Genomic DNA, 25169 nt, shown 5'->3' with positions numbered 1-25169 from the left:
TTATTAAAGACTGATTATTCATTGCCCCTTTTGCCTATTGCCTATTGCTTTTTGCCTGTCCTGATATATAGCCTATACTCAACGGATTTAGTATCAATAGAGACGTTGCCCAGCAACGTCTCTACAAAAGTGGTATTTAATCAAGCTACTCAGAAACAGACAGAGGGGAAACCTTTTGGGCTTGAGCGAGATAGTACCATCCCGACGGGACAAATACCAGTGCGCTTAGGGTGGTTCCGATCACCCCGATGGAAATACAGAGAGCGAGGGGTTCCCAAAAAGCGCCGCCGTAGAGAAATAATGGCACAAATCCCGTCACGGTGGTTAAGGTAGTGGTGAGAATGTGACGGGTGGAAGCAATGACCACTTCCCGGATTGCCTTTCGTTGGCGTTGAAGATGGGGGGGTAAAGCTTGTAAAGCCGCTACCACGACAATAGAATCATTAACGGAAACCCCAACTAAGCCGATAGTGCCTAAAATCGACATGAATCCTAGGGGATATTCAAATAACCAGAGGGAAAATAAGGCTAGTCCAATTGAACTAATACCGACGACAGTAACTAGAGCAGCAAGACGGAAGGAGTTAAAAGAAAGAACAAGGGTTGATAGCATTAGAATCGCCAAGACTCCCACACTAGCAATTAGATTAGCCACAGCCGTATCTCTTTCTTCTTCCTCTCCGCCAAATTCGAGCCGATACCCTGCCGGAAGGGAAAATTTGCCCGATTCTAAGTTTTGGCGAAATTCGTCTAAAACCGTTGCAGCGATCGCATCAGCTTGAACATAGGCCTTCACCGTATTAATTCGCTTGCCATTTCGTCGAGGAATCGTGGCTAATTCGGGGAGAAAATCAAATTCTGCCACGGAGGAAAGGGAAATATTCGCCCGTTCAGCAGTGGCGGAGTTACCGAGAATATTTAAAGAGGCAATTTCTGGCAGTTGCTCGCGATCGCGATTACCGACTCGGACTCGCACGGGTAATTCTTCCGTTGCTTCTAAAATCGAGCCACCCACAGAACCTTCTAAAAGGTTATCCAATTGGCTGGCGATCGCCGCATTATCCAAACCAATCAGTCGAGCTTTTTCTTCATTAATTTTTAAGGCTAATTTAGCTTGAATTTCACTTAAATCAGCAACAGAATAGGTTATTTCGGGTATTTTTGCCAGTTCTTCCCGTAAGGACTCGCCAATTTTCCTTAACATCTCCAATTCTGAGCCATAAACCCTAATTTCGATCGGGGCGCCCACCGGTGGACCCTGTTCTAGGGGGCTAACTAATACCCTTGCCATCGGTAGAGCTTGACTTAATTGTTTTTGTAAGGTTTCGATCAATTGGGGATCATCAGAAACTTGCCGAAGTTGAATCAATGCTTGGGCAAAATTAGGAGAGTCTTTAATGCCATCGGAGAGATTATAGTAGAAGGGGGGAGCATTACGCCCTAAAAACCAGTGAACTTCCGCAATTTCTCGATGATCTAGTAGTATTTTTGCAGCTTGAGCCACTTTTACCTGAGTTACTTCTAGGGTTGTGGTGGGGGCCAGTTCGATTTCTAGGGTTAACTGATCTCGTTCTGCCGGCGGAAAGAATTCTTCCGGGAGAGTGCCAGCGACAACAAAGCCAGTAATTGGGACAATCAAGCCAATAACCAGACCTAATACGGGAAAATAGAGAATTAACTTCAAAATTTGGCGATACAAACCCGTTAGGAGCGGTAAATTAATTCCCGTATCCCACCAATGGGTTTTTGTCTGGTGCGATCGATGAGTCAGTTGATATAAACGTAAACTGAGGACAGGAATAATCGTTAGGGACAAAATTAGAGAACTAACCAAGGCTAAGATCACTGTTTGGGCGATAGTACGCACGAATTCGCCAATGCCTCCTTGCAAAAGAGCGATCGGCATAAAAGACAAAATCGTGGTTAGGGTAGAAGCTAAGAGGGGAATCCCTAACTGTTTAACGGTTTCAGCAACAATATGTTGGTGAGCTATTCCCGTCCGTAGTCCTTTTTGCAGTTCATCGACAATCACAATAGCGTTATCGATCAAAAGTCCCAAAGCAATAACAATTCCTGTCACCGACATTTGATGTAGGGGGATTTGCCAGAGATTCATACCGGCAAAGACCATCAGGATCGATAAAGGCAAGGATAAACTCACCACCAAGGCGGACTGCCATCCCATCATCACAAAAGCTGTCCCCATGACACAGAGTAACCCTAGGATCATGTTGCTGAATAATCCATCGAGTCGGTTAGCCACATAACGATTTTGGGCAAAAATTATCTTGAGGCTAACACCTTGGGGGAGAGAGGGTCGAAACAGGTCTAACTTGGCCTGGGCCGCCGCTGTCCATTCGTCTATGCGTTGGCCCGATTCCATCATAGCCGCCACCACAATAGCGGGTTTACCGTTAATAATGGTTAGTTCTGGCGGTGGTTCTTGAATTCCCTTGGTAACTAGAGCGATATCTCCTAAACGGGTAAATTGTCCATCATTACTGTAACGAATCGGAATGGCTCGAATCCGAGAGAGTGATTCTAAACTGGTATCGACTTCCAATAATAAATTATTGCGATTACTGCGAAGTTGTCCGGCGGCGACCTTGGCATCACTGGTTTGAATTTGTTGGGCAACTTCGACGGCGGTTAGGCCCAGGGAGGATAATTTCACCGGATCGATTTCGACTAAAATTTCCTCGGCCGGAACCCCGACTAACTCGACCCTTTCGGTTCCCCAAAGGGCTTCTAATTCATCGAACAGTTCTTGGCCAAGTCGGCGTAAAATAGCGTAATTAGGAGCGGTATCTAGATCCCAAAGGATGGCAGTCAATAAACTAAAGGCTTTACTATATCCTTCTTCGTATAAGGGTCTTTGGGCTTCTGGGGGTAGTTCCGGGATGACATCGGTAATCCGATCGCGAATGCGTGACCAGACGGGATCCACATCAGTCACTTCATCTTTAAGTTCAATATTGACCGTGGAACGCCCTAATTCTGAGGAGGACTCAATCAGGCTAATTTCTTTGATGCTAGAGAGAGATTGTTCAATTTTTTCGGTCACTAGGGATTCGACCCGATAAGGACTGGCACCGGGTAAATTGGTGGTAATGGTGGCACCTCGATTAATTGTTTCGGGATCTTCCATGCGCGGCAAAATTTGAAAGGAAGACAATCCCCAGACAATAATCAGAATTAAGGTCAGAATTAGTAATCTAGGTTTACGTTCAAATAAGTTATTCATTGGAGATTATTAGGGATAATAAAGCTGATTAATGACCACTGACTACCAAATTTCCACCATTTGCCCGGGTACGATGCGGTGAACCCCTTCGACGATCACTCGATCACCGGAGGTGAGAGTCCCGCGCACCAACAAGCGATCGCCTTGAATCGCTAGAACTTCTAAATCTTGGCGTTTGACGGTAAATTGTCGAGGATTATCGGGATTAGCTTCTCCTAGAACATAGGAAGACCATAATCCTCTCGTGCCTTGTACTAAAGCTTCTGTGGGCAACCAATAGCCCGATTGTGGAACTGATTGAGATAATTCTAGGCTGACCACTTGCCCCGGAATCAGGCCCTGAGTCTGATTTAAACTTAAAATAACCGTGGCGGTACGGGTAGTTGGATCAATTTGGGGCAAGGTTGAAGTGACTTGTCCTGTTAATATTTTGTTACCAATTTTTAAACGATGTTTACTGCCAATTGGTAAGTTTTCGGACTGGTCAATGGGAACCCCTATACGCGCTTCCAGTTTATTACTTTCCACTAAACGAACGATCGGATTACTTGCAGAAACAACAGTGCCAATATTGACGTGAAGGAGGGCAATAGTGCCATCGTAGGGGGCTTGAAGTTGGCTTTTCTCAATCTCTAAGTTAATATTCTTCAGTTGGGCATCAAATTGGTCAATAACGGCTTTTTGCAGAGAAATCAATTCGGGACGAGTACCGGCCTTGAGTTCATCTAATTGACTTTGGGCTTCATCAATTCTCGCTTGTTGTGCATTAACATCTGTTTGCACTTCTTCGAGTTGTTCTCTAGTAATTGCCCCTTCTTGATACAATCCTAGCCGTCTTTGGTATTTAGATTGGGCTAAAGCTAATTGTTCCCTGAGATCTCGGACTTTTGCTTGGGCTGCAGCGATACTTTCTTTCCTGGAACCAGCTTGTAATTCTTGCAGTTTAGCCGTGGCTTGCGATCGCTGGGCGATGAGTTCTTGTTTTTGTGCTTCTAAATTGCGTGTATCCAGAGTAGCAATTAAAGTACCTCGGCGTACCTCTTGACCCTCTTGAACCAATAAACTAATTAATTGTCCCGAACGCTCAAATCCTAGTTCACTTGTCCGTTTAGCCACAATATTACCCGTATAACGGCGCGGTTCTTGGTGATGGGTGACAGGACTTAAAGTTAAGGTTCGCACAGGTAAGGCTGCCGTCTTGCTCTTATCGATTGCTAACGAAGCGGTTTCTTCTGAGGTGGTGGATTCAGAGGTGTTTTCTAAGAGGACATTACGCAGGGTAGGATAGGCAAAAACCGAGGTGGCCGCTAGGATCCCAGTAATAATTAATCGCCAGGGCAATCGCAGTTTTTTGATAGCAGTTTCTTGCTGTTTGGTGATGGGATTGGGGGAAGTCATAATCCAGTTCCAAATGAGTAGGGTTTAGTCAAAAGTAATAACAGATTAGCGAGGAAAGAACTATTTTTTGATGGCATAAGACCGGAGGACAAAAGCCGCTGCTAGGGATAATATACCGGCGGACAAAAAGGCAATTTGTACCCCCCAGGGGTTATCAGGAGTTTTCCCGAAAGAAAGGATTAATCCTGTTAGAAAAGACCCCGCACCTTGGCTAAATTGAATTAGGAGACCCCTGGTACCAAAAAATATTGCTTCTCGGCCGATTCCTTGTTGCTCCGCATCTTGATCGATTATGTCCGATAACATGGCATTCGGCAGACTAAAAAAGCTGGCTAGGGCTAAATTAGCGATGATCGAAAGGATTAACCAAGGAATCAAAGAATCTTGCCACCAAAAGCGACCACAGGCCATGGCAATCATACCCAGACCAACCCAGATTAAAGAACCTTGAAAAACCAGTTTTTTGCCATATTTTTGCGCTAAGGGTAAAACTAGGGTAAATCCAGCCAAGGCACTACCGACGATAATAGTATTAATCACGGCGGCAAAACTTACCTCTCGTTTGAGGAGAGCAATTACTAAAAAAGTCGGAATCACCGAGATAATACTAATCACCATCCACGCCAAGATCATGGTGATCATATAGATACAAAAAGTCCGATTAGTAAAAGCCGCCGTTAAGGTGGTTTTAAAGTTAGGATATTTCCCCTTAGAAGGACTATATTCTTCTTTTTCTAGCAAGGGCATAGCTAGAGTAATTAGCCCAATAAGACTAATAGCAATACCCATCCCATGAAAGCCATAACTATCAGTTAACCAAGGGGCAATAATCCCACCAATGGTGGCACCAACTAAACCAAAAATTCCGATTTGAGTTGATAATTTAACCCTTCCTTCTGGGCTTTTAGCGAGAGTAGGCAACCAGGCTAAATAGGGAACATGGTAGGATGCCATACCCACATAAAACACCCAAAGCATGGTGACTAAATAAATGAAGTAAGTGGTTTGATTTAAGTTATTAGGGGGATTAAACAACAGGATAAAACCACCAATTAAAGGGACTAAACTGGCCAGTATAAATGGTCTTCTTTTGCCCCAAGGACTCCAAAAGCGATCGGAAAAATAACCGATCACTGGCTGCACAAAAGCCCCAGCAATACGGCTAATCATTATCGCTATCCCCACTAAAGCAGAGGGCAATAAAATGGACAAGTTATAGTCATTGGGAATGCCCGGGTCGTAGCGATAAATTAGCATGGTTAGAAGGGCATTATTAACGATAAAGTTACCAAACCAACCAGTGATATACGGAAGATAATCTATTCGGAGATGTTGCCATTTGCTAGAAGTGCTAGAAGTCATTAGAATTGGGGGAGAGATGGGTAGTTAGCAGTAGATTGTTAGGCTTATTTAAAGAAATTCGTAGCGACCGGGTGAGAGAATGTGATTGGGATCCAAGCTGTCTTTAATTTTCTGGATTAAGCAACTATAATCGTCTTGGGCTACGGGTAAACTATTCATAGAGTGGGTACTAAGACGGTAGGGATAATAGCCTTGATTGATCAATTCTGCCAACATTTCATCGTGACAATTTAAGGCTTTTTGGTCTTCTCCTTCTAGCAATCGATCATAAAAAATGGCAGCATTGATGTTGATATTGCGCTCGGTAATACAGTTAATGCCGATATTGGGTTCATAACCATATTTTTGAGCGATGCTGCTGATAATATTGAGAGCATTTCTGAGATGATTTCCCAGAAAAGGAACAGCGGGAACACACCAAATCATGCCACAGGCATCCAGGTCTAAATTCAACCTATCGGTGGGGGGCGTTTTTTTGCGCCAATAGGCCATCTTCAGCACTTTTTCGGTAATCATTCCTCGTTGGGGATTTTTGTGATAAATTAAATCCACCTTGTCCTTAATTTCCACACCAGTAAATACTTTAAAAATGGGACTCATTTTGCTGGCCATTTTGAACTTATTTTCATCAAAAAACATAAGTTTATTGACAATTCCTTTCAAGGCTTTTTCAATTAGGTTTCTTTCGACTTTTCCCTGTTCTGGTGAAGCCGAATATAAAGCGCCTTCTCCTATCCAAACACCGCCGCCCCATTGATGACTTAATTGTTCTAACAAATCGGGGGGTAAAGGAGTTTTTTCTTGGCATTCCTGCCAGGGATATTGTTGTTGAATGGACAACATTCGGTAGTTATTATTAATGTGGAAGGTCGTTTTAATTACCCCTGCCATTTTCAGTTGACGTAGTTTATCGATCAATAACTCTAATTTATTTTCTTGATCGATGCTATAGAAAAAAGCCTGAAAATATTCAGGATAGGGCGTTAACCAAAAAGTCATTTTGGTGACGATTCCTAGGTTAGATTGGGTAAAAATTCCATCAAAATAAGGACCGACTCCCCAACGATTGACCGCCCCTATTTGGGAATTTTCAAAGCGATTAAATCCCGTATGAACACATTCACCGGTGGGCAAAACTACTTCCATTCCACAGACATGATTAAAGCGATCGCCCAAAGGTCCTTTGGCTTCACCTCGTTCGAGAATATTGCCAATAATACTAGAATCAGGAGTCGAACCGGTGACACTCATTAATAATTTATTGCCATTTTTCTGCAAAAAATCGTAGAGTTGTCGCTGAGTAACACCCGCTTCAATAGTTACATAAGCTAGGGTTTCATTATAATCCAAAATCTGATTTAATCGACTCAAATCCATTAAAACCGAACCGGTGCGGCTAGGAACTCGCGAACCATAACCCCAATTTTTACCCGTACTAATAGGATAGACAGGGGTTTGATAGCGATTAGCAATTTTTAGAGATTCTTGGACTTCTTGACGATTACCCGGGCGAATAATTGCCGGGATTTTAGCATGGGTTTCGTAGGTAGCGGTCTCGGCTTCTAGGCGTTTTTTGTTATCGGTGCTGACATATTCGGAGCCTAATAAATTTTCCCATTCTTGTAGAGCGTTAGTTAAATTGTCGCTAATAATATTTTCGGAAACAATTAGAGAGTCCATAGTATTTTTTTTCTCCTTGAAATTCAGGTATGAGGGGTAATTAAAGGGCCGTAGGGAACCGGCCCTGCTATCCGTGGCAATTAACTTTTAAGCGGTTGCTGTTTGCGAGAGAAAATTGCGCTAAAACTAGGAATAAAACGGGGAGTATTGGCGAAAACTGCTTGATAATTGGTGTCTTGACTCAAAGCTTCTTCTTCAGCTGGAATGCGTTGGATTAATAACCAAGCATTCAGGAGACTAAAGACTATAGATGTCAGATAAGCGGTATGAAACAGGGGAACCACCGCTAATTCCGTGATCATGGCCCACCAGTTAGGATGACGGATATATTGATAAATGCCATTGTCGATCACGGGTGTCTGAGGAACCGTGACCACCTGATGAATCCAGCGATCGCCTAAGGCTTCAATGGAGGCATAGCGGAGCTTTTGAGCTAAAAAGGTAGTAATTAGGGAAAATAAAGCCAATGCTGGAATAAAAGGTCGATCGAGCAGATAAACTTCCCCGATCATGCAAAGCATCCAGCTAGATTGGAAAATCTTGACGAATCCCACATAATTAGAACTATGCAGTTTGCCACCTTCCGCTAAGACTTTGGCCATATTCTGTTTACTCAGACGAGTAACGCGCACTCGTTGGACAATAATGTAACTAATCAGGGCAATGAAAACTATTTGGCTTAACATCCTTAAATATCCTTAGAATTGAACTAAAATGGCTTCTTGAGCAAATCCAGGCCCCATGGAAATTATTAATCCGTAGGAACCCGTGGGAGGATGGGGACGGGAGAGGGTTTCATCGAGAATGCAGAGGATAGTAGCAGAGGCAATATTGCCAATTTCCGCCAAAATATCCCAACTAACCTGTAGAATATCCGGTTCTAACTGGAATTCTTCAACTATTGCATCGAGAATCTTTGGACCTCCCGGATGCACCATCCAACAGACAATTTCCTCGAGGGAAACTCCTATTTTTTCCAGTAAAGATGTCACCGCTTTTCTCACCCCACCCTTGACGTAATCAGAGACTTCTGGGCGAAGAATTTGGCGAAAACCGTAGTCTGTTAAAGGTAATGCCATTAAATGCTCTGTGTGGGGCATTAACAGCGATTGAGTGCCGATAATCTTCAGTTTTGCTTTACCTTGCTTGACTAAGGGATGTTCATCTCCCGCTAAGAGAACAGTACCGACTCCATCACCAAATAAAGCCGCTACCACAAGGGTCATAATGATATTGCTATATTGAGAGGGATCTTCGGGTAATTGTCCCAATAATTCCGTTAAATCGCTATGAATTGACCCTTGCCAAAGGCCAGAGGAGGGATCGGTGGTAAACAAGATCGCTGCTTCGGTGGGATGTCCTTGCAGATAATCGTTTACTCTGGCTAATCCTTGGGCGCCCCCCAAACAGCCGACACCCGATAACGCTTGCCGCTTGATATCGAGGGAAAAATCTAGACGATTGAGGAGTAAACTTTCTAGGGAAGGAACGGAAGGAAGAACAGTAACGGAGGTAACTAGGGAGATTTCTTTAGGAGAAAGAGCGGCTTTTTTGAGCAAATTAGTTACTGTCGATGTTACTAAATCCATAGTTAGATCGACCATTTGACGAAAGGGTTGGGCGATTCCGGGAGGATTATCGGCATCGAATTCATCTAGGGGAATGGTGAAGTATCGCCCTTGAATTTTGACATTACTGAAAAAACGATGAATTTGTTCTAAATCAAAAAAGGTTTGTTCCTGGAAGTCGAGATGATTTTCTCGGCAATAATCTTGAAGAAGATTAGCACAATGATTTCTGATATTGACTTCTAGAACCTCTTGGGAATAGTAATGTTCTGGAAAACCGGTAGCTGTCTCAATAATGTAGGGCATTGGAGTTAAGATAGAGGGATTTCAGGGGGTTAATTATGGTGGGAGATTTAAGCCAGTAATCGGCGAGCTAATCCTTGGGCTTCGCGTATATAACCCAATTTGTCAATCACTAAGGAGTGAGTACCGCTATGGTGTTTATTGTCGGCACTTAAATTGGCACTAATTTGACGTTTTAGCTTTTCAAATTTATAGACAAACCGGGATTTTTTATCCTGAGCTTGTAGATAAGCGGCCACTAAATTACTTTGTTCTTCAAATACTCGCCAGTGGGTGCCAGTGGGATGAACCATTCCGATGACAAACAGGTTATTTTCCTCTGGGTGAAAAACATTCATATAGAGGTTAGGCTGGGTGGTTCCTTCTTGCCAATTTAAATCAGATTTGTCAATAAAAGAAAATTCAATTTTGTAACCAGTGGCGTAGATAATCAGATCAATTTCTTCTGTACTGCCATCGGCAAAAATAACTTTCTTTCCGTCTAATTCTTGGATATTAGGCTTATGGGTGACATCTCCATGCACATAATAACGATAGATTTGTTGGTCACTGTTGGGAATAATTAGACCGTTACTTTTACAATCTGTAGGAATATTGAGCTTTTTGAGATTAACTCCTTGTAAGAATAGAGCTATTGGTGATAATAAAGCCATCATTTTCATGTGTTCTTGGGCTGGAATTAGATTCATGATTGGCGTGTTAATCATCACCCATTCTGGGGGCAAACCGAACAAAAATTTCGGCATACAGAGAAAGCCACGACGGGTACTATGGAAAGTTTTACTGCCATTGATAGCGGCTTCGACGACTAAATCCATGGCTGATTGTCCCGCTCCAACTACTAGGACTTTTTTAGCATTTAGTTGAGCGGGATTATCATAATCTTTTGAATGGATAATTTCCCCGTCAAAATGCCCAGAAAATTGAGGAATATTCGGTTTACTATGATAACCACTAGCGATTAAAACCCCTCGGTATCGTCTGGTTTCTTGGTTGCTAAGGGTGACATCCCAAAAGTTACCCGCTTTTTTTACTTTCTCCACGCTGAGATTAAATTCCATGAAATCATAGAGATTGAAATGAGCGGCATAATTGCGAAGATATTCATAGACTAACCGATGATTGGGATAATCTGGGTAATCTTTTGGCATGGGAAAATCGGAAAAAGGTTGTGTGGTTTTATGACCAATCAGATGTGTATTTTTATACATTGGACTATCGGGACGATCATAAATCCAAATACCCCCAACATCCTGGGCAGATTCGATAACATTAAAGGGAATTTTGGCTTTGCTTAAGGCTCTAGCCGCCGCTAATCCTGCGGCACCAGCCCCAATAATACAGTATTGCTCTTTGTAATCTAAAGTCATGATTTTTCTCCCTTGAATAATTGGTTGATTAGGCAGTCATTTGTTCAGGAAACTCTCGTAAACTTTGGCAAATTATTTTCATAATTTTCTCCGTATGTTGGTTGATAAAGAAATGTCCTCCCGGTAAGGTATGCAGGACAAAATCTTGATTGGTTTGCAGTTGCCATTGTTGTAATTGATCGGCAGAAACCTTGGCATCGTTGTGGCCTCCAAAAACGGTAATAGGACAATTTAAGGGTTGACCTTGTTGATAAGAATAGGTCTCTAGGAGTTTGAAATCTGCTCGTAAAATTGGCAAAAAAGCCGCCATTAAATCGGGATGTTTGAGGAGAGTTTCTGGGGTTCCTTGAAAATGACCTAAAGCTGCTAAAAATTGCTCATCTCCCAGACGATGAATGGGTAAATCGGGATTGACAATTTGAGGCGCTCGAAATCCAGACATAAATAAATGTTGGGGTAGATTTTGCCGAGTTTTAGCTAATTCTCTGGTTAATTCAAAACTGATTAAAGAACCCATGCTATGACCAAAAAAAGCATAAGGTTGGTCTAAATAGGGAGTCAGAATCGGAATGAGACGATTAATCAGGGATTTTAGCGATGTAATCGCAGTTTCCTGAAGACGCGTTTCGCGTCCGGGTAGTTGAATCGCCCACAATTCCACTTCCTTGGGGCAGTAATTCAGCCAATTTTGGAATAGGGAGGCACCCCCACCGGCGTAGGGAAAACAAAATAGACGAATGCTGGCGTTAGGATTAGCTTGTTTGCGAATTAGCCAAAGTTTCGGATCATTAGAGATATTTTCGGCTTTAGTCGTCTTGATTGGTTTTTTCTGTTTTGAGGGGAGAGGAGTTTTGTGGCTAGTTGCAGGTTGGGAGTTTTGGGTGATTAAGTTGAATATTTGCGGTAAAAACTGCTCAATACTCAATCCCGCTAGGTATTCCACGGGAACAATAATTTTTAAATCCTCCTCTAGTTGACGTCGTAATTGACTGGACATGAGAGAATCTAAGCCTAAACTAGAGAGCGGTTGCTTGCTATGTAGCTTGACCACGGATAAACCAGTAATCTGTTCTAAAACACCGATAATGTAGGTTTCTAGTTGTTTAAGCTGTTTCTCTGCGGGTGTGGCCAAAAGAGAGTCAAGGGTAATTAGATGACCAGAAGATGATGCAGTGGTGGTTTTGACAACTTCTGGCGGTTGCGGCGGTGTTTCTAGGAGATATTTCGACAATTTAGGCAATAATTGCGCTTCTTCTGGGGTCAAGTCGCCTGTTTTTAGCCAATAACTACTTCTTTCAAAGGTGTAGGTCGGTAAGATACAGGGTTTACTGTCTTGATTGGTCGTTATCTCTTGCCAATTCAGGGCGAATCCCCGCAGATAAAGCTGACTGACACTCTCGAGGATTTGTTGTCGGTCAGAGGTTTGACGACGCAAACTGGGCAACCAAAGACAAGGATAATTTTTATCCAGTAGGCTGCCCATGGCCGATAAAACGGGATGAGAGCCGCATTCGACAAATAGCTCATAACCGTTGTCCAGTAAGGTTTTTATCCCATCGGCAAAGCGAACAGAAGACCGGAGATGACGACACCAATAATCGGGAGTAGTGACCTCAAAATTGACTAACTTGCCATTAAGGTTAGAAATTAAGGCTCGTTGCGGGGGATGATAGGTGATAGTTTCAGCAACTTGTCGGAACTCGTCTAAAATCTCCTCCATCAGAGGGGAATGAAAAGCTTGAGAGACATTTAACCGGGTAATCTTCAGATTTTTGACCTGAAGCTGTTTTACCAGGATTTCTATGGTCTCTGCAGCACCAGACAGGACAATATTATCCTGACCATTAATAGCGGCAATAGCTACCTGAGATTGATAGGGGGCAATTAAAGGACTAATTTCAGCTTCACTAGCCGAGATAACGACCATTGAACCACTTTTTCCCACAGAATCCATCAATTTAGCCCGATAGAAGACTAATTTTAAGGCATCTTCTAAACTAAAGACTCCAGCAACACAGGCGGCCACATATTCCCCTAAACTATGACCCATAACCCCATGGGGGGTAATTCCCCAGGATTCCCAGAGTTTAAAAAGGGCGTATTCGAGAGCAAATAGGGCAGGTTGGCTGTAAAAAGTTTGATTGAGATGATTTTCTTGGTCAATAATCTCCGTTAGGCAATAGTCCCCATATTGACGGAGAATCTGATCACAGCGATCGAGTGTTTGACGAAATAGAGGATAGGATTGGTATAGTTCCCTTCCCATACCGGGGTATTGAGAACCCTGTCCTGGAAAGAGAAAGGCAATTTTTGCCCGATTTTTGCCATTAAATTCACTTTTTTGGCGAAAAGAACTCGGTTCACCCTGAACGAAAGCGGTTAGTTTTTCTTGAAGTTGGCAGTGACTAGAGACAATACAGGTGAAACGATGGGGTAATTGGGAGCGACTGCGATTGCTAGTAGCACAAATGGAGCTTAAAGCAATATTTTTCGCATTTTCTAGGTAATTTGCGTATTTTTGGGCTAGTTTGATTAAAGCCGATTCGGTCTTGGCTGAGAGGGTGAACAGATAGGGCGATGAATCAGGTGCCGCAGTCGTTTGAGGTTCGTAAGGGTATTCTTCGAGAATAATATGGGCATTAGTGCCATTTAAGCCAAAAGAACTAACTCCAGCTAAACGAGCAGAATTTTCACTAACCCATTCACGGTTTTTAGTCGGAACTTTCAGCGGCTGATTTTCCCAGTCTAGATGGGGTGTCGGTTGCTGGAAGTGGAGATGGGGGGCAATTTGTCGATGTTGCAAGCATAAAATCACTTTCATCAGTCCGGCAATACCAGCGGCCGCTTCTAGATGGCCGATATTAGTTTTGACGGAACCAACCCAAACCGGTTGGGGATTTTTAGCAAAAACTGTTGATAATGCACCTAATTCAATGGGATCGCCCAAAGAAGTGCCAGTTCCATGGGCTTCAATATAGCTAATATCCTCTGGCTTTACCTGAGCATTTTTTAAAGCTTGACGAATCAATTGTTCTTGACTAAGTTGATTGGGAACTGTTAAACCGCTACTCATACCGCCATGGTTAACGGCCGAACCTTTAATTAGTCCTAAAATCAAGTTATTATCCCGAATAGCCGCAGATAAAGACTTTAAAACTATAATACCGCCGCCTTCTCCCCGCACATAGCCATTCGCTGTTCTATCAAAGGTTTTACAACGACCGTCAGGAGACAACATCTGGGCGCGGGATTCCATGATAGTAACGAAGGGAGTTAACATTAGGTTGACTCCCCCGGCTAGGGCAACTTCACACTCGTTATTGCGTAAACTTTGGCAAGCTAAATGAACAGCGACTAAAGAGGAGGCACAAGCAGTATCAACCGTTAAAGTTGGGCCATGAAATCCAAAAAGATAGGATAAACGTCCCGAAGCTACACTTTTAGCATTTCCCGTTCCCGTATAGGCATCAATCAGATCGGGATGATGGCTAAAATGGGAGTAATCTTGAGTCATCATGCCGATAAATACCCCCGTTTGACTTCCTCGCCGATTTAAGGGTGATATTCCCGCATTTTCCAGAGCTTCCCAGGCTAGTTCCAGCAGTAATCGCTGTTGCGGATCCATTTGTGCTACCTCCCGGGGAGAAAGACCAAAAAAATCAGCGTCAAATTGATCTATCGGTTGATTTAAGAAGCCACCGTGACGGGTATAGACTTTTCCCCTTGCATCGGGCTTAGGATCGTAATAATTGTCAATATTCCAGCGTTGCGGCGGAATTTCGCTGATGGCATCGGTTCCTGATTGCAATAATTCCCAAAAAGTTTCCGGTGAATTAGCTCCCTGGGGAAAGCGACAGGACATACCAATAATTGCAATTGGTTCATTTTTGGCTTTTTCTAGGGTATGTAGCTTAGTTTTTAAGACCTTAATTTGATTTAAGGCATCTTTTATTAAGCTCATTTGATCGGTTTTGGCAGGTATTTGTGTCATGGTAAACAGGTTATTTAGATAGGGTTTGAGGTCTGCTTTTCTAACTTAAGGAATTTAACTCCTGTAGCAGTAAATCGGACAATTCTTCTAGGGATAAGTCTTCTTCGTTGAGGGGATCAATATTGCTATCTTGATTTGCTCCTATTGCTAAGGGTTTTAAACTAAAGTCAAGGTCAATAACTTCAGTTACCAGATAATCGACCAAACTGGTCACTGTTGGGTATTTAAAAGTGATAGTTGCCGCCAGAGATTTACCTAAATCCTTGGCTAAACGATTGCGTAATTCCACCGTCATTAAAGAATCCATTCCCAACTCAAAAAAACCTTGGTCAACTTGGGTAAATTCTCTAGCCGGAATAGCGAGAATTTCCGCTACAATCCCTTGAACATGAGCAGTCAAAGCCGCAAAACGCTCCTCAATTGGTACTGTAATTAAGACATTAATAAAATTATTGTCTGGGGTTAATTTTGGGGCTGAAAAACTCTGGAAATCTCGTAATAAAGGCGGAATTTTTTGATTCTCGAAACTGTTAAAAAAGCTATTCCAATTGAGAGAAGCGACAGTTACCTGTGTCCGAGAAGTCGTCAGTAGTGTTTCGAGGAGATGCAAACATTTTTGGGGATCAAGAGGGGTAAAACCCTGTTTAATTAGCCTTTTTTTCGCTTTTTCGCCTAAATTTTCGGCCATACCACCCTCTGCCCAGGGTCCCCAATTAATAGTCAGGGCCGGCAGTCCTTGCGCTTGACGATAATGAGCTAGACTATCTAAAAAGGCATTAGCACTAGCATAATTACTCTGTCCAGAAGACCCTAACACCGAGGCCATTGAGGAAAAATTAATAAACCAGTCTAAATCAACTTCTTGACTGAGGAGATGCAAATTCCAAGCGCCGAGTATTTTGGGGGAAAAGACGCGCTCAAATTTCTCCCAAGTCTGTTTGGATAAGCTGGCATCCTCTAACACCCCGGCCGTGTGAATAATTCCTTTTAAGGGGGGTAACTGTTGCTCGATTATCTCAAAAGCCCGACGCATTTGGCCAAAGTCGCTAACATCGGCGGCAAAAACTTCTACATTGGTTCCCTCTTGTCGCCATTGGTCTATAATTGGTTGGGTTTCTGGAGTTATTCCCCGGCGACTCAGTAAGACGAGGGATTTTGCTCCTTTTTTCCTTAACCAATTAGCCACTTGCTGCCCTAAGGCCCCTAGACCACCAGTAATAAGATAGGTGGCATTTTCGGCAATTTCTCGGTTTTTTAGCGACGATTTCGGGATAAATCGCCCTAAACGAGCCACATAGCTCTGGCCTTGCCGCCAAACGATTTGATTTTCCTCCTCCGCACTTTGTAAAGATTGGAACACCTCTAGGGCTAAGGTGTGGCTATCCTGAAATTTATCTCCATCTAGACACAGACAGCGCAATTCTGGGTATTCTAGGGCAATAGTCCGTCCTAATCCCCAGAGGGAACTTTGGGCAAGGGCAATCACTGTGGGCTGAGAAGGAATGTATTGAGCCGATTGGGTGACAATATAGAGGCGAGGAGAGTAATTAACCTCTATTTTGCCTAGTTCTTGCACTATTTCCAGCAAAGTTCCACAAATTCGCTCCTGAGTGACGGCTAGGTTTTGATTATTTTCTAAAGCTTGGTCGTCATCGATTCCCCAGAGATAAATTAGACCTTGATAGGGTTTTTTGAGGAGATATTGCCAAGTCTGGCGATTGTTTTCGGTGATAAGTTGGCATCTATGCCCTTGTTGCACCAATTTTTCGGCTAATTGTTGCCCTACTCCCTTTTTGTCAGCAAAAATTAACCAATCTCCTGTTTCTGTCCAATCCATTCCCGTCAAGTCCGTGGCTTGCCAAGTAATTTCGTATAAACTATCCTTGAGGTCGTTGGTCTGGGAAAAGAGGGTTTCTGGCCGGGCCTGTTGAAAAGTTAATCCGTCAATTTGGCTAATTAATTGACCCGATTCGCTGAAAATAGTCAAATCAGCGATTAAGATGCCGTTTTGCAAATTGCTATGGCTGAAGCGACCATGACAGTATATAGAGGTGTCCTTAACTCCCGAAAAGGTCAATCGGTCAATATTAGTGGGAAGATAGGTGCTATTCCCTGCGGGAAATAGTGCCGACATAGCGTGAAAGCAACCATCAAGTAAGACAGGATGTAGCTGGTAATCCACCGCTTGCGAGAGTAGATGGGAAGAAAGTTGAATTTTTGCGACAATTTCGGACTGATTGCGGTAAAGTTCCTGGATAACTCGAAAACTTTCCCCGTAGTTCACTCCTTTACTTAAACAGTCCTGATAATGCTGTGCAATTTCGATTTTTTGGTGACAACGGTTCCGGATATCTGTCCAATTGCAGCTGGGTAAGTCCTGGTTTTCATTGGTTAAATTACCGGATAGATGCAGTAGGGAAACTTCCCCTTCCCCAAGACTGAGAATCTGAAATTGTCCCCCCGCTAGTAAGCTTAACTGTACCTTTTTACTCTGGTTGTCTGAGAAAATTAAGGGTCGATTCAGACTCAATTGACCAATAGTAAACTGCTGATTGGGATATTGTTGACCGGCTGCCACTATAATCATCTCTAGATAGGCCGCGGCTGGGAAAACTACCTGGCCAAAAACTTGATGTTCTTGCAGATAGCTCGGAGAGCAGGGAGAAAGAGAGGATTGATAGTGAACATCCTTTGACCCCAATAGATGCAGCGGTTGCTGTAGGAGAGGGTGGAAAGCTGCCGCCACTGTCGGGGTTTTTAGCTGAGAATCAATGTAATCTAACCAATAGCGTTTTCTTTGGAAGGGATAGGTCGGTAAGGGGATTTTTTCGCGTAAATAATCCAGGTCGAATCCATTCCAGTCAATTTTGACCCCTTTTACATAAAGGGTCGCTAAACTTTGGAGCAGGGTTTCCCAATTCGACTGTTTTGGGGACAAACTAGCTAACCAGAGACCTTGGTCGGGGAGATTTTGCTGACCTAGGCTAATTAAGGTGGTTTTGGCACCAATTTCTAGGAATATTTCCGTATTCAACTCTCCTAATCTTTCTATACCCCGGGCAAACTCTACGGGAGACAGTAGATGATTAACCCAATATTGGGAAGTTGCTATCTCTGCATCGATAACATCCCCAGTCAGGTTAGAAATAAGGGGAAGACGTGGGGAATTATAGGTGATAGTTTCGGCAATCTTGGCAAATTCTCCCACCATACCCGTCATTAAGGGAGAATGGAAAGCATGGGAAACCGCTAAAGTCTGACTTTCAATGCCTCTCTGATTAAAGTTAGCGATTAAATGGTTAATAGCCTCAGTTTCGCCAGAAATGACCGTATTTTCTCGACTATTGACCGCAGCAATGGTACAGATGCCCCTAATCTTCCTCAGATGATTGGTCACGCTGTCGGAATCAGTAAAAATTGCCGCCATTATGCCGTTTTTCGGTAATGTCTGCATTAAGCGTCCCCGATGGGCAATTAACTTCAAACCGTCTTCTAAGCTAAAGACTCCCGCTAAACAAGCGGCCACATATTCCCCTAAACTATGACCGATGAGAGCATCGGGTTTCACTCCCCAAGATAACCAGAGTTGAGCGAGGGCATATTCCAGAGAAAATAGGGTAATTTGACTGTAAAAAGTCTGATTAATCAACTGACTGGTTTTTTCGTCCCCATATAACACTTGCAGTAAGGATTTCACCCCATAGCTCCGTAAAATTTCGTCACATTTCTCTAAAGTTTGGCGAAAAGTCGGTTGCGTTTCGTAGAGTTCCCTAGCCATTCCGGGATATTGTGAACCCTGTCCCGTACACATAAAAGCCAGTTTAGGGGCTTTTTTCGAGGTTAAAAGACTTTTTTGACCTGAAAAGCGATTTTCACCCCTAATAAAGTCTTTTAAAGCTTGCTCAAGCTGTTTTTGAGCCACAAAGGGAATAGCTAAACGATGCTCAAAATGCGATCGCCCAGTATTAGCGGTATAGGCCAGATTTGCCATGACCGTCTGGGAATTTTGACTTAAAAAATCGTAGTAGCGTTGAGCTAATTCCCGTAAGGCTGGCTCACTTTTCGCCGAAAGGGTAATTAAATGACAAGGACGTTCTAAATGAGGTTTTTCGTCACCAAGCCGCTCAAAATTGCTTTCCTCAACGATTAAATGGACGTTAGTGCCACTCATCCCAAAAGCGCTCACTCCAGCCCGTCGGACTCCTTCTCTGACCAACCAAGGGGTAAGAGTGGTGGGGATTTTGACCGGCAGTTTTTCCCAGGGAATATAGGGATTAGGGTTCTTAAAATGAAGATTAGGGGCGATTTGCTGATTTTGTAGCTGTAAAACTGTCTTAATTAACGCCGCAATCCCCGCAGCTCCTTCCAGATGCCCCATATTAGTTTTCACGGTTCCCAAAATCAGGGGATTATCTTGGCTATGACCCTGGCCATAAATTTTGCCTAAGGATAAAACCTCGATGGGGTCTCCTAAAGATGTACCTGTACCGTGAACTTCGACGTATTGCAGATCTTTAGGTTGAATTTTCGCTCTTTCGAGGGCTTGTCTGAGTAAAGCTTCCTGTGCCTGACCATTGGGGGCGGTTAAGCCATTACTTTTTCCATCGTGATTGACAGCCGAACCGCGAATTTGGGCGAAAATAAGATTGCCATCTCGGAGAGCATCACTGAGACGTTTTAAGACCACGACACCGCAACCTTCGCCCCGACCATAACCATCGGCCGAAGCATCAAAGGTTTTACTGCGACCCTGGGGAGAAACGGCTTTTAATTTACAATTACTAATCGCAGTGGCCGGGGTTAACATCAGATTCACACCCCCCGCTAAAGCGAGATTACATTCTTGGCCGCGCAGACTTTGACAGGCCAAATGTACTGCCAAGAGGGAGGAGGAACAGGCCGTATCAATTTGCAGAGTCGGACCGTGAAACCCAAATAGATAAGAGATTCTGCCGACGGCAATAGCGCGACTGGTTCCTAAACTGTTGTAAGCATCAATGTGATTGACTACGCCTTGATGAAAACACAATTGGGCATAATCATCGCGAAAAATGCCCATAAATACGCCAGTTTGACTATTAATCAAACTTTCGGGCGCAATAGCCGCATTTTCTAGGGATTCCCAACAGACTTCTAACAGTAACCGTTGTTGCGGATCCATGGCGGCGGCTTCCCGGGGTGAGATGCCGAAGAAAGCTGGGTCAAATTCGTCAACTTTGTCTAAAAATGCCCCTTCCCGACTATACATTTTCCCCGGAACATCGGCATCTTGGTGATAATAGTCGTCAATATTCCAACGTTCTAGGGGAATTTCTGTTACTGCATCGATGCCATTAACCAATAACTGCCAATAACTTGCGGAATCATTGACTCCTGCGGGAAAACGACAGCCCATCCCCACAATAGCGATGGGTTCGGTTTGCGCTTTGACCATTGCATCGAGGTGTTTGTATTGTTCTAAAAAAGCTTGTTTTTGTTGATTCATATTCCTAACAACTCTTGTCTTGTTATGTCACGTCACTTTCATCTCAGGTTATGCTCGGGAAAAAGTCACGGATAAGCGGGAAAAACCTTGATACTGTCGGGATGGGAAAATTTAGTTGCATAGTCACAATTGTCCCCGTGACTCCGAGGTGGGGGATAGGACAAGGGAAATTAGCTATCCTATCCCCACCAGCGATTAACTAAAGAAAGCAGAGATTTCTTCTTCGGATATTTGGGGTAAAACTGCTAAAATTTCGCTTTTTTCTCGATTATTTGTCGATTCAGCCGCCGTATTGCTTTGATTAATCTGGTTAGCTAAATATTCTGCCAAACTATCAATAGTGGGATAATTCCAAACAATGGTGGCTTCGACGGGGATTCCCGACCAATCGGCAAGATCTTGGGCTAATTCCACGGCAAAAATTGAATCTAAGCCAAAATCAGCAAAAGACTGGCTGGTTTGGATAGTGGCTGGATTGACCTTTAATTTCTGGTGTAACCAATTACCTAACCACATTTCCACCTTTTCGGGAGTTTGTTGGCTAAGAAGGGACTTTTTCGGACTAGAGGGGCTATTTACTCGGTCTTGCCGCGGTTGACTAGCAATTTCGACCAGAGAAGTTTCAGCTTGAGGATGAGTCTGTTTAGCTTCTGGTTCCAACGTCAATAACTCGTCGAGTTGATAATCGGAACCCTCTAGACGTTGTTCGATATCATCAATAGATTGAGTATAATCGAGGATACGATCGCGGATAGTTGCCACCGAAGAAGCAAAGTTTTCTTCGGGTGTTCCCCGGAGAGCTTTCTGCACAGATAAATCAAACTGCAATTGACTCCAAGCTAGGGCATGACTGTACTTTTCCCCGGGGTGAATTTGGGCCATTTTCGCCGTTGTTGCTACTAAAGCGGCGTAACAACCCAATTCTCCGATTAAAGAATAGGCCCAAGCTAAGGCGGCAGAACGATCACCCCAGAGATTAGACTGGAGACAACGCTGATTAATAGATTGGGCGGTGCTGTGGAGTTGCAGGGCAATCTCGGGCGCTTCCAGAACTTTTGTCAGAAATTCGCCTAATTTGTCCGTATGGGTGATACTTTTGCCCAAAAAGATTTTCAAACTTTCGTTAGGACCTTCGCCAATTCGTAAAACTCTGGCATCCCGGAGAATTTGCGGGGCAAGATTAGTTTCCATGTAACCTCTACCCCCCAGCATCTGAACGAGACTATCGGCCGCTTCCCAGAGGTAATCAGCCCCCGTAATCTTGGCAATAACGGCCATTTCCCTGGGAACGGCCACTTTTTGGTCTAATGCGGTGGTGATACACTTTAAGAGACTGGACAAGGCCACAGTAGCCCCAGTTAAATGGTCAAAACGGGCTAAAGTAATCGGACTTTCTAGCAATTTACCGGTAGCGATCGAACGACGACTGGCATAACGTAACATTAATTGTAGACAGCGTTTCATGCCGCCAACTCCCATCATGCCAATACCTAAACGGGCATAAAGTAAAGCATCGTCGGCGGGTTCAGTGCCATTGCCCAATTCTCCCAGCAATTGCTCTTTAGTGACTAAAACATCCTCAAAATAGATGGCATTTTGCATAATTCCCCGTAATCCCATAGTTAGGGATTCAGGTCCCAAACGCAGCCCGGGGGTACCTTGACGGACAAGAAAACCTGTCAAACCGTTATTCCCCGGTTCTTCGGAATCAAGCAAACGGACAAAAACATTAATCATTCCGGCCCAAGCAGAACCATTCCAACGCTTAAGGCCGCGAATTCGCCATTTATCTCGGCCATCCGGCACTGCAACGGTACTAATTGCCCCGATATTCGCTCCTGCTTCCGGTTCCGTCATGCCAAAGGAGGATAATTGTCTTCCTGTCGCTAAAAGAGGTAATAATTCTTGCTTGAGGGAAATAGTCCCGTAGTTGAGCAGCGGACGGATACCTAAGCTGTTATTGAGACTGACCATCGTCGCCAGAGTTAAATCAATGGCGGCTAATTGTTCCATCACCTGCAAAAAATTGCGATTATTAAGGGCTATTCCCCCGTATTCTTCAGGAATCTGCATTCCCATCAGTCCTTGATTGCCAAAATCCATGACAATATAGGGCGGCACACAACGACGGTCATCAATCAGATGGGAATTAATGCGAGTTTTGGCGTAATCTCGCAACCAAGTCAAGATTTGCTCGGTTTTTTCTTGACTAGCGGTTGTGGGGCCAGCTTGGTGACTGCTGAGGGGGGGGGTTAGCGTCGGCATAGGAGATGAAATTAGTGGAAGTTGCTGGTTTAAATACTGTTGACGGCAAGCGTGGCGTTGAATTTTGCCGCTAGAAGTTTTGGACAGAGATGCGGGTTTGATAAAAGCGATATCATAAACTTGCAATTCGTGTTCTTGAAAAACCGCTCGACGAACTGCTTCTAGGGCTTTTTGCTGGTTAAAACGGCGAATTGCCGTTCTTTCCACCTCTTGAACCAGGACTAACTTTTCTTCTGCCTCGATTTCTACGGTAAAGGCGGCAGTTCCACTGGGGCAAAAGTCGGGATAGCATTGTTCTACGGTCTGTTCGATATCCTGGGGATAGTAGTTACCGCCGCGAATAATCATCAGGTCTTTCAAGCGTCCGGTGATGTATAGTTGACCCTGATGAATAAAACCTAAATCCCCTGTACGCAAATAAAAACCCTGTCCGGTATCGGCGATAACTGCTTGAAAAGTTTTTTCTGTAGCTTCGGGATGTTGCCAATAGCCTTGGGCAACGGTTTTGCCTTTCACCCAAATTTCTCCCACCTGCTGGGAGGGACAGCGTTGACAGGTTTCAGGATTAACAATGGCAATTTCTGTGTCGATTTCTGTTTGTCCACAACTGACTAAGGATTGAGAATTTGGGCTTTTTTCCGTAAAAACGATTTGATGACGGTTTAAAGCGGCTTTTTCAACCCAGCAGATTTGAGGAACTTGATTTTTCCTGACAGCAGCAACTTTTAAGGTGGCCTCGGCTAAACCATAACCCGGACAAAAGGCGGCAAACTCAAAACCACAGGGGGCAAATTTACGAGCAAATGCGCTCAAAATTTCCATTCTGACGGTTTCTGCGCCATTTAAAGCCACTTTCCAACTGCTTAAGTCTAAATCCGTCAGCTGCTCCTCTTTAATCTTGTCAAGACAACGTTTATAGGCAAAATTAGGGGCGGCAGTGTGGGTGGCCCTGTATTTGCTGATGGCATTTAACCAACCGAAAGGACGTTGTAAAAAGGAAACCGGAGACATTAGATAACAGGGAAATCCTCGATAAAAAGGCAGTAAAATGCCATAAATTAGCCCCATATCATGAAAAGTTGGCAACCATGTCACCATAACGCTCTTTTCATCGTGTTCCCAGCCTAAATCTAAATCTCGGAGGTTGGTCAAAAGATTCTCGTGATTGACCATCACTCCTTTGGGAGTCCCCGTGGAACCAGAGGTGTATTGTAAAAAGGCTAAGGTATCTGCTTTTATCTGAGTGGGGTGGTCTTCGGCTAAACTTTTGCCGATTAAGCTATCCGTAGCTAGAAAGGGAATGTCCCTGTCTAGTTGCCTTTTTAATTGGTCTAATTCCGATTGTGTGCTTAAAAGTAAGCTTGCTTGCGAATTATTAATAATAGAAGTTAAGCGAGCCATCTTTTGGTTTTTCTTGGGCAAATTAACTGGAATTGCCACTACTCCTGCTAATAAACAGCCGAAAAACCCACTAATAAACTCTAATCCCGAAGGGTATGCTAATAAAACTCGTTCCCCCGGTAATAGGATGGATTGGAGACTATTGGCAATCGCTTGCGCTTCCAGAAATAATTCCCCGTAGGTAAGGCGTTTTTCTTCGGTTTCGCCATCGACTAAAAAGGTATAAGCCGTTTTTTGGGGTTGATATTGGGCGCGATAACGAATAATATCGACTAAACTGCTTATTTCTGACAAATTAAGCTTAGTATCTAAACAAAGAGTCATTTTTTTACTCCCTATTATTAAATGGAATCGAAGACAAAGATTTAATCCTCTCGCACCGGGAAAAGTTCCTGGTGACGGGGGGCGACTAGAATTCTAGGGGTGATTTGGGCTTAAATTAAAGGTTTCTCCGTAAATTTCGCCATAGCAGAGCTTCTGAGTCCCAAAACGTCCCCCATACTCGCTCAAGGGTTCATCGGCGTATCCCAAGGCTAAGAGACAACAGACATCGACCGTATCGGGAATTTGGAAATACTCGCGCAAGGGTTTAGCCACAAATCCTTCTAGGGGACAACTATCCACCCCCAAGCTTTGCGCCGCTATCATGAGATAAGTAACCGCAATCATAACTTGTCGGTTGCTCCAAGCTTCTGGAGACTGATAACAGGGTTTAAATTGGAAAAAAGGCGGAATGGCCATGTGCATGAACTTGGCCCGTTTTTCGGAAATCGTCCCCTCTTGCTTTCCTAACTCAATCACTTGATTAATGTAACCACGATGGTTAACTTGGCGATCGCCACAACAGATTAAAACCACGGGTGCATCGACCAATTTATCTTGTTGAAAGCCGAATTCTCGCAATTTTGCCTTATTTTCTGGTTCTCTAACCACTATAAATCGCCATGGTTGCAAATTATAACTAGAGGGAGCTTGGAATCCTAAACGAAAAATTTCGGCTAAAATTTCTTCGGGAATGGCATCGGTGCGAAATTTACGAGTAGAGCGTCTTTTTTGAAATATTTCAGCAATATTCATCATCTAAACCCTTTTATGAGACGTT

General features: G+C 43.7%; 11 protein-coding genes. All 11 read right to left on the bottom strand.

Features of this window, described 5'->3' with window-relative positions; all coding sequences use genetic code 11:
• Positions 1 to 145: 145 nt before the first annotated feature.
• Positions 146 to 3244 carry an efflux RND transporter permease subunit gene (locus tag IM456_RS17705; RefSeq protein WP_287692481.1) on the bottom strand — a complete coding sequence of 1033 codons (3099 nt, stop codon included), beginning with the start codon at positions 3242 to 3244 and terminating at the stop codon, positions 146 to 148.
• A 42-nt stretch (positions 3245 to 3286) separates the two neighbouring features.
• Positions 3287 to 4642: an efflux RND transporter periplasmic adaptor subunit gene (locus IM456_RS17700; protein WP_287692482.1), complete on the bottom strand. Its 1356-nt coding sequence runs from the start codon at positions 4640 to 4642 to the stop codon at positions 3287 to 3289.
• 60 nt (positions 4643 to 4702) lie between these two features.
• Entirely contained in the window at positions 4703 to 6004 is a 1302-nt protein-coding gene (locus tag IM456_RS17695; RefSeq protein WP_287692484.1) for an MFS transporter, read from the bottom strand.
• Positions 6005 to 6052: 48 nt separating this feature from the next.
• On the bottom strand, positions 6053 to 7684 hold the full coding sequence (locus IM456_RS17690; RefSeq protein ID WP_287692485.1) for an FAD-binding oxidoreductase: 1632 nt from the start codon (positions 7682 to 7684) through the stop codon (positions 6053 to 6055).
• 80 nt (positions 7685 to 7764) lie between these two features.
• Complete coding sequence (locus tag IM456_RS17685) at positions 7765 to 8370, bottom strand: isoprenylcysteine carboxyl methyltransferase family protein (RefSeq protein ID WP_002731647.1); 606 nt, start codon at positions 8368 to 8370, stop codon at positions 7765 to 7767.
• 12 nt (positions 8371 to 8382) lie between these two features.
• Positions 8383 to 9558, bottom strand: coding sequence for a type III polyketide synthase (locus IM456_RS17680; protein WP_287692487.1), 1176 nt, complete (start codon positions 9556 to 9558; stop codon positions 8383 to 8385).
• Positions 9559 to 9605: 47 nt separating this feature from the next.
• Positions 9606 to 10925, bottom strand: coding sequence for a flavin-containing monooxygenase (locus IM456_RS17675; protein ID WP_287692489.1), 1320 nt, complete (start codon positions 10923 to 10925; stop codon positions 9606 to 9608).
• A gap of 28 nt (positions 10926 to 10953) precedes the next feature.
• Positions 10954 to 14916 carry a beta-ketoacyl synthase N-terminal-like domain-containing protein gene (locus IM456_RS17670; protein WP_287692491.1) on the bottom strand — a complete coding sequence of 1321 codons (3963 nt, stop codon included), beginning with the start codon at positions 14914 to 14916 and terminating at the stop codon, positions 10954 to 10956.
• 40 nt (positions 14917 to 14956) lie between these two features.
• Complete coding sequence (locus IM456_RS17665; RefSeq protein WP_287692494.1) at positions 14957 to 20401, bottom strand: type I polyketide synthase; 5445 nt, start codon at positions 20399 to 20401, stop codon at positions 14957 to 14959.
• 195 nt (positions 20402 to 20596) lie between these two features.
• The gene (locus IM456_RS17660; RefSeq protein ID WP_287692496.1) at positions 20597 to 24391 is read right to left on the bottom strand and encodes an AMP-binding protein; all 3795 of its coding nucleotides are present in this window, start codon (positions 24389 to 24391) and stop codon (positions 20597 to 20599) included.
• Positions 24392 to 24484: 93 nt separating this feature from the next.
• Positions 24485 to 25147, bottom strand: coding sequence for a nitroreductase family protein (locus IM456_RS17655; RefSeq protein WP_287692498.1), 663 nt, complete (start codon positions 25145 to 25147; stop codon positions 24485 to 24487).
• Positions 25148 to 25169: the final 22 nt, after the last annotated feature.

The organism is Microcystis sp. M079S1 (assembly GCF_020246425.1).
Taxonomy (GTDB): domain Bacteria; phylum Cyanobacteriota; class Cyanobacteriia; order Cyanobacteriales; family Microcystaceae; genus Microcystis; species Microcystis aeruginosa.
Note: the sequence above shows the minus strand (reverse complement) of the source record. Positions and strands in the feature narration are given on the sequence as shown.